The organism is uncultured Thalassospira sp. (genome assembly GCF_963976115.1).
Classification (GTDB): domain Bacteria; phylum Pseudomonadota; class Alphaproteobacteria; order Rhodospirillales; family Thalassospiraceae; genus Thalassospira.
Genome location: NZ_CAXBJJ010000002.1, coordinates 425,380 through 432,324, shown reverse-complemented (window position 1 = coordinate 432,324; position 6,945 = coordinate 425,380). Strand labels below are relative to the sequence as shown.

6 protein-coding genes are annotated in these 6,945 nt (G+C 52.2%); 1 reads left to right on the top strand and 5 read right to left on the bottom strand.

Annotated elements, in window-relative coordinates; all coding sequences use genetic code 11:
• Positions 1 to 99: 99 nt before the first annotated feature.
• From AAC086_RS03835 to AAC086_RS03815, 5 genes are all read right to left on the bottom strand, one after another.
• On the bottom strand, positions 100 to 582 hold the full coding sequence (locus AAC086_RS03835; RefSeq protein WP_339775502.1) for a MarR family winged helix-turn-helix transcriptional regulator: 483 nt from the start codon (positions 580 to 582) through the stop codon (positions 100 to 102).
• 1 nt (position 583) lies between these two features.
• Positions 584 to 985 (bottom strand): MarR family transcriptional regulator, encoded by a 402-nt coding sequence (locus AAC086_RS03830; protein WP_339775499.1) that lies wholly within the window; start codon positions 983 to 985, stop codon positions 584 to 586.
• Positions 986 to 1,079: 94 nt separating this feature from the next.
• Positions 1,080 to 1,562, bottom strand: coding sequence for a thioesterase family protein (locus AAC086_RS03825; protein ID WP_339775496.1), 483 nt, complete (start codon positions 1,560 to 1,562; stop codon positions 1,080 to 1,082).
• Positions 1,559 to 3,130: an indolepyruvate oxidoreductase subunit beta family protein gene (locus AAC086_RS03820; protein WP_339775490.1), complete on the bottom strand. Its 1,572-nt coding sequence runs from the start codon at positions 3,128 to 3,130 to the stop codon at positions 1,559 to 1,561. The genes AAC086_RS03825 and AAC086_RS03820 overlap by 4 nt, the downstream gene beginning before the upstream one ends.
• A gap of 6 nt (positions 3,131 to 3,136) precedes the next feature.
• Positions 3,137 to 5,302 (bottom strand): indolepyruvate ferredoxin oxidoreductase subunit alpha, encoded by a 2,166-nt coding sequence (locus AAC086_RS03815; RefSeq protein ID WP_339775487.1) that lies wholly within the window; start codon positions 5,300 to 5,302, stop codon positions 3,137 to 3,139.
• Positions 5,303 to 5,417: 115 nt separating this feature from the next.
• Here AAC086_RS03815 and AAC086_RS03810 point away from each other — a divergent pair, with 115 nt between their 5' ends.
• Positions 5,418 to 6,932 (top strand): aldehyde dehydrogenase family protein, encoded by a 1,515-nt coding sequence (locus tag AAC086_RS03810; RefSeq protein WP_339775484.1) that lies wholly within the window; start codon positions 5,418 to 5,420, stop codon positions 6,930 to 6,932.
• Positions 6,933 to 6,945: the final 13 nt, after the last annotated feature.

The window sequence follows — 6,945 nt, the reverse complement described above, 5'->3', positions numbered from 1 at the left end:
CGATACAGACCATCGCATCCAGAGGAATAAAACCTCAAACCCGACAGACTGCTAGAATCACATTCCCGTCTCTTTGGGAATCTAGTTTGTCAACAGGGCCTAGATTTGATTCTTTTTGATATTCTTGAGCATTTTGCCCAACACATTCACACAGTTTTGTAGTTCGTCCTGATCTACGTCACGTAGTAAATTCTGATTGAGGTCATTTATTGTCGGAGCCAGTCGCATAAGTGTGCTGGTCCCGTCCTGGGTCAGTCTGACTGTCCGAACGCGCTGGTCAGACTGGCTGATATTCCGTTCTGCCAGGCCTGAAGATACTAACTGTTCAACTGTTCGGCTCGTTGTGGATTGTTCCGTCACGGAAAGGATCGATAACTCATTGATTGTCAGTTCTCCGAACGCCGAGAGGCACGAAAGCATACGCATTTTTGCCCCCTGAAGTCCGTCTTTGCACAGAGCGGCATTCTGATCCGTTGCCCAGCGATGTGCCAGTCGGGTTATAAGATAAGGTAAATATGCTTCAAGTTCTTCGCGAGACTTGAACGGAAATTTGATTTCTCGGGCAGCGGGTTCCTTTGCCATATCAAGCCTCCAGCGCCAGCTTGGAGGAGAGATTTCGCAACATTTTTACAGTGTTTGAAAGTTCTTCGGGGGCAACCTTGGAAAACATGTCTGACAACACGTCCTGATGAACCTTCAGGGCCTGTGCAAATTTGGCCTTCCCGGTTGGCGTTAATTTCACACGAAAGGATCGGCGATCTTCTTGTGACATTTCCCGGAAAACCAGATCATCCTTGATCAGTCTGCTGACAAGGCCGGAAACGTTACCGTTTGTGACCCGTAATGCACTGGACAATTCGCCCATGCTGATACCTTCCGGATATCGATCAAGCTGTGCCATAGCGTCAAATTTGGTTAAACTAATTCCGGTCTGGTCTGACAGTTTGCGATTAAGCTCGGCGAAGATTGAACTATGTATTCCCATAATACTCAGCCAGACACGGACCTGTTCTTTTTCTTGCTTGTTAACGTGATCTAGGACCTCAATCTCTGGCCGCATACTTGGTTTACCTCGTTATTTAGGGTTCCGCAGAATATTCCAGCATCGCCTCTCGAATATCTTTCGGAATTGGGATTGGGCGATGCGTATCCAGCGAAGTTGCCACAGTCGTAAAATATCCACGCAGGGCTTCATTGTCACCCAACATCGCGTGTAGCACGAGTTGATAAGACTTGTTGCCGATTTTGTCGACCATTACAAAAATTTCGACCTCGTCGCCCATCTTGCACGGTGCGAAAAAAGTAGCCGCGGCGTTGACATAGCCAATTCCTGTTCGGCGTGGCCCGATAACTTCATAATAGTTGATTCCAAGTCGGCTGCAGAACCAGTCCTCAATAACCTGGTTAAATACATTAAAAAATTCCGGTGTGTAAACGATACCTGCCGGATCGCATTGTCCATGCCGGAAAGTGATCTTTCCAGACCACAGTCCTGCCGATAAGTCATTGCGCGATAAGGCAACAGGACGCGCATCGAGGGAATTTTCAGATTGTTTGTTCATATGAAAGACTCAATGGTTTTGATCGTACCGTCCAGATCATCACCGGAGGCATCTTTGATTGCCGAGGTCAATAGACGGCGCGCCCAGTCAGCAGCATCATCCCGGGCTGCGATGGATTTTGTCGTCGTCATGACCTTGTCGAACTTGGATAGACCCCGAACATGTGTGTCGGAATAGCCCTTGATCAAACGGCGGAAAGTCAGGATTGTTACCCCCAACTCATAGTTGTGGCTCAAAGCATTGGTGGCCTCGGTCAGCCACGCGGTTCGGTGGGTTGTCTCCGTCTGATGGCGGAGCGATTTGCGACGCATTCCTTTGAGGCTGCCCACCATATGAAGGGGTAAAAATCCGCGCAGGGAGTAGGTTTTTAATCGGCGTCCCTTATTGATGCGACGATCCAGCCAGCGATAAAGCCCTTTGCGCGCAATCAGCCAATTTGCCAACCCGACGGGCAAGCTGGAAACAACTTCCTCCATGCGAGGGTGCATAAACTCTGTCGAGTTGAGAATTTGTCCGTCCTGCAGGCCAACTTCTGCAGCTATTCGATCTCGCCGCGCTTTCCGGGTTTTCAGGCGGGCAACACGGATGACATCGTCATAAACCATCGCATTCGCCAGATATTTCGCCGCGGTAACGGTGAACTCAAAGCCTTTGTCCGCGCCGTTAGCGGCGGCATCCTTCATGTTCAACTCACGTAAACAGTCAAGATATTCGTCTCCATATTCCCCGTCCTGGAATTCAACGACTTTCTGCACCCCCAGAAATGCCATTTGGTGTGCCTCAAGGGGAAGTTCGCGGCGAATGCGGGTTACAAGAGCATTGGCACGGGCATCATTCAGGCATTCTGGCAAAATCGTGGCGGTCTTTTCAGTGTACGAGTCATCAGCATCAGTGGCCTGCTCACCATTTTCCGTACGCTCAAAGGCGGCATCAAAGGTGCGAATGCTGGCTTCAACTCCTTTGCCGCTTTTACGGATCACGTCGTAATAAGCGTCGCGATCAAACGGGAGTGTGCCCGAAGCCGCAAGGCTGCCAAACATCGCCGAGGAGATAACCGAGCCGTTCTTTACGGCCAGATTGTTCATGTCAAAGATGATTTCCTGTCGTGCGACAACCCCGATGGCGTCATGGACGGCTCTGCTATCTGCAATGCCTTCGCCCGGGGCCATTTTTTCGACGATCGACAACATTCTATGACAAGACGCGATCAGTGTTGTCCGATCCGGTGTCACGATCCCACGGAGGATCGACCGACCTGCCTCCATATGTTCGGATGCGATCACCACATCCACATCCCCGGGTGTTGGCATCTGCGCCAGAATTGGTTTTTGTCCACGGTCACTGACCGGCATCATTTCGACATAGTAAATTGTTGTGCCGGTTCTTTGGGCCACACCTGGAACGGAAGTGGACTGGGCCACCCAATTTTGGCTTTCTGCCAGGCTGACAATCCAGTTGGTCAGCACACCACCGCCCTGACCCCCCATTGCCACGATGGCGATGGAGATCGGGCGTTCAGTCGCAGCGCCGGCCGCCGCGAGATCAAGTTTGACGATCGCTTCTTTCATGTGCGTTTATCCTTCAAAGCTAACGGTCCGAGTTTCGCGGCGATTTTGCAGGTATTTGATGACAGTCGCGGAAATCCGGTCGCGGAACCTGTCCCAACTGGTCGGGTTATGCGTTACCTCGGCGCGGAAGAATGACGGGCACAGAACAGCCGCGTCGGCGACTTCGCCGCAATTGCCGCAGGCCACACAGGTTGTATCAATCGAGGCGACCGGATCATCGCGCAAAGGATCATCCAGTTCTTTGACGGAAAGTGACGGGCAGCCAGAGAGGCGGATGCAGGCGTGATCCCCGGTACAAACATCTTCGTCGACGCCGAATTTTTCCTTGATGACCCTTTCACCACCCTTGATGGCCTTGGCCACTTGCGGCTTTACCCGACGCTGTTTGTTCAGCATGCATTCGGATGATGCGACGATAATCTTGGGGCCTTCAGCATCGGTTGTCAGTGCCTCGGTCAGGACGGCGCGCATTTTATTGACGTCATATGTATGGTCGATCTGACGGACCCAGGTCGCGCCAACCCCTTTGAGGGCATCGGTGATGGGATTGTTGGTTTTGCGACGTTTGTTATAGGCCTGCGACGACAGGATGTCCTGTCCGCCAGTAGCGGCAGAATAGTAATTTTCAACAATAATGAAAACGCCGTCATGTTTGTTAAACACGGCGTTGCCAATACCGCTGGTTAGCCCATTATGCCAGAATCCGCCATCGCCCATGATGGCAATGGATCGCTTGGCCCCTGGAACATTGAATGCCGCTGCCGATGCCGCGCCAAGTCCATAGCCCATTGTTGTCGCACCAATATTGAAAGGTGGCAGGATCGAAAACAAATGACAGCCGATATCCGCCGAGACGTGATGTTCGCCCATTTCTTCAAACACCAGTTTCATCGAGGCAAAGATTGGTCTTTCCGGGCAGCCGGTACACAGGCCTGGCGGTCTGGGCGGAATAACATCTTTCAGTTTTTCCACGATTGGGTTGGACAGGAAGGGGGCCGCATCGGGCACCGGCGCACGGTTGCCCAACTGTTGGGGATCATGCTCCTCCAGGAAACGGGTAATGCCCCTTGTCAGTACGGCAGCAGTATAGTCTCCGCCCATTGGCAGATAATCTTTGCCATGTACCGAAACGGGGCGTTTTTTGCGGGCAATAACGGTATTGATTGATTGTTCGATATATTCGGGTTGGCCCTCTTCGATGATCAGTACGGAGTCAAGCTTCTGGCAGAATTGATCCACTTCGCCCGGTATTGTGGGATAGGCGACATTCATCACATAGATCGGCAGCTTTGAGTTGCCATAGGCATCGCTAAGGCCCAGAAGCTGTAAGGCACGAATGGTGCTGTTATACATCCCCCCGACAACGATCAGGCCCGTTTTCCCCTGTCTGTCGCGACCAGCGGGGCCAAAGAATTCGTTTAGTTTATTTTCCTGAATGAAATTGACGCCAGCGGGCCAGCGTTTTTCAATTTTTTCCGTCTCATGTTCATAGGCGGCAGGGGGGAGAACAATTCGGCTGAGGTCGCGTTTGGGGGCATTCATTGCGTCACGCAAGGTGAATACGGGGCGCTTATTGTCCTTGCAGACGAACGAGCCTGTCATATGACAGGACCGCACCCGAACCTGAAGCATGACAGGTGTATTTGATGCCTCGGACAGCTCGAATCCTTTTTCGATCAGATTGACGATGCAGGATTGCTCGGGGCGCGGGTCCAAAAGCCACATTTGTGATTTCATGGCAAAGGCATGGGTGCGTTCCTGCATGATCGACGATCCCTCGCCGTAATCTTCGCCCACAATGACCATTGCCCCCCCGGTAACCCCTCCGGAAGACAGGTTGGACAGGGCATCCGAGGCCATGTTTGTGCCCACGGTTGATTTCCAGGCGACAGCACCACGCAAAGGATACATGACAGATGCCGATAGCATCGCGCCTGCTGTCGCTTCACTGGCGGAGCTTTGGAAAACAACACCCAAATCATCGAGAATGTCATTTGCGTCGGCCAGAACATCCATAAGGTGCGAAATCGGCGATCCCTGATACCCGCCGACATAGGCGACGCCTGACTGCAGCAGGGCTTTGGTGATGGCAAGAATTCCCTCACCACGAAACAGGTCTCCTTCACCCAGTTTCAGGTCTTCGACTTCTTTTGCAAAAGATCTCTCTGCCATAAATTCCTCCAAAAAATATATGGTAATGAATAAATTTATATGTAAAATAAGTCAATGGTCAGGTTAAAAATCAATCAAAAGCGGTCTGTCCATCAGGGAAAAAGGAATTTATATCATGCAGATAGCGAGACCAGACAGCGCAGTCGAAGAGATTCTCCCGAGTGTGGCCGGTTTTCTTGAGTCGCCCGTAATGATGGTTATTGGCAACGAGAAGGTGGCAAGCGACACCTCAGAAACGCTTGCCGTGTTCAACCCTGCAACCGGGCAGAAAATTGCCGAAGTCCCCAAGGGTAACGCACAGGATATTGATAAGGCCGTTAAGGCGGCGCGCGGTGCATTAAAAGGTGAATGGTCTCGCATGCGGCCCACAGACCGTCAGCGTGTCATGCTGAAACTGGCGGATTTGATTGAGGCTAACGGCGAAGAACTGGCGCAGCTTGAAACGTTAAACAACGGCAAGTCAGTGATGTTGTCGCGCATGATCGAGGTCGGCGCATCGGCAGACTATATGCGTTACATGGCAGGCTGGGCGACGAAGATCGAAGGTTCGACCATCGATGTTTCTATTTCTGTACCGCCGGGCGCAAAATATCACGCCTATACGCGTAAGGAACCGGTGGGCGTTGTCGGGGCGATTACGCCCTGGAATTTCCCCCTTAATATGGCGGTCTGGAAAATTGCGCCGGCATTGGCGTGTGGTTGCACAGTGGTCATAAAGCCGGCTGAGGAAACACCGCTGACCACGGTGCGGCTTGTCGAGCTATGCCTTGAGGCCGGGCTCCCGCCGGGGGTGGTCAATGTCGTTACCGGCACGGGCGAAGAGGCCGGTGCGGCGCTAACGGCACATCCTGGCGTTCAGAAGCTGGCTTTCACCGGCTCGACAGAAGTTGGCAAGCTTATTGGCGTCCAGGCAATGCAGGATATGAAACGCGTTACCCTGGAGCTGGGTGGCAAGGCCCCGATGATCATGTTCGACGATATGGATATGGATCAGTTGGGTGTTGCGGCAGGTATCGGTGTTTTCTTTAACTCTGGTCAGACCTGCTGTGCAGGAACACGCATTTATGCCCAGAAAGGTATTTTTGACAAAGTATGTGATTTCCTGGCCGATATGACCCGTTCTTTATCAATAGGGTCAGGGTTGGATCCGGCAAACCAGATTAACCCGATGGTTTCAGCCAAGCACCAGAGCCATGTGAATGCCTGCATTGCACGTGGACTGGCGCAGGGTGCCAAACCATTACTGAATTCTGGCAGTTATGAGGGCCCGGGCTTTTTTGTGAGACCCGAAATTTTCACCGCCGTCGACCAGAAGATGTCGATCATGCAGGACGAAGTTTTCGGCCCGGTTGTGACTGTCACCCCCTTTAAAGATCCCGATGATGCCATTGTCATGGCTAATGACACCCGCTTTGGGCTCGGCGCGTCAATTTGGACCACCAACCTGAACACCATGCACAAATACGTTCCCCAGATTGAAGCGGGAACCGTGTGGGTCAACGCCCATAACCTGCCGGATCAGAACATGCCGTTCGGTGGCTACAAGCAATCAGGTATCGGACGAGAGCACGGTCGTGCGGCGCTGGACAACTACCTTGAAACAAAATCCGTCTGTATCGCCCTGGGTTAAGAAAGGCAGCAAG

Excerpts from the sequence above, each read along its gene's own strand:
- AAC086_RS03835 (WP_339775502.1), bottom strand. The coding sequence starts at position 582 with ATGGCAAAGGAACCCGCTGCCCGAGAAATCAAATTTCCGTTCAAGTCT.
- AAC086_RS03830 (WP_339775499.1), bottom strand. The coding sequence starts at position 985 with ATGGGAATACATAGTTCAATCTTCGCCGAGCTTAATCGCAAACTGTCA.
- AAC086_RS03825 (WP_339775496.1), bottom strand. The coding sequence starts at position 1,562 with ATGAACAAACAATCTGAAAATTCCCTCGATGCGCGTCCTGTTGCCTTA.
- AAC086_RS03820 (WP_339775490.1), bottom strand. The coding sequence starts at position 3,130 with ATGAAAGAAGCGATCGTCAAACTTGATCTCGCGGCGGCCGGCGCTGCG.
- AAC086_RS03815 (WP_339775487.1), bottom strand. The coding sequence starts at position 5,302 with ATGGCAGAGAGATCTTTTGCAAAAGAAGTCGAAGACCTGAAACTGGGT.
- AAC086_RS03810 (WP_339775484.1), top strand. The coding sequence starts at position 5,418 with ATGCAGATAGCGAGACCAGACAGCGCAGTCGAAGAGATTCTCCCGAGT.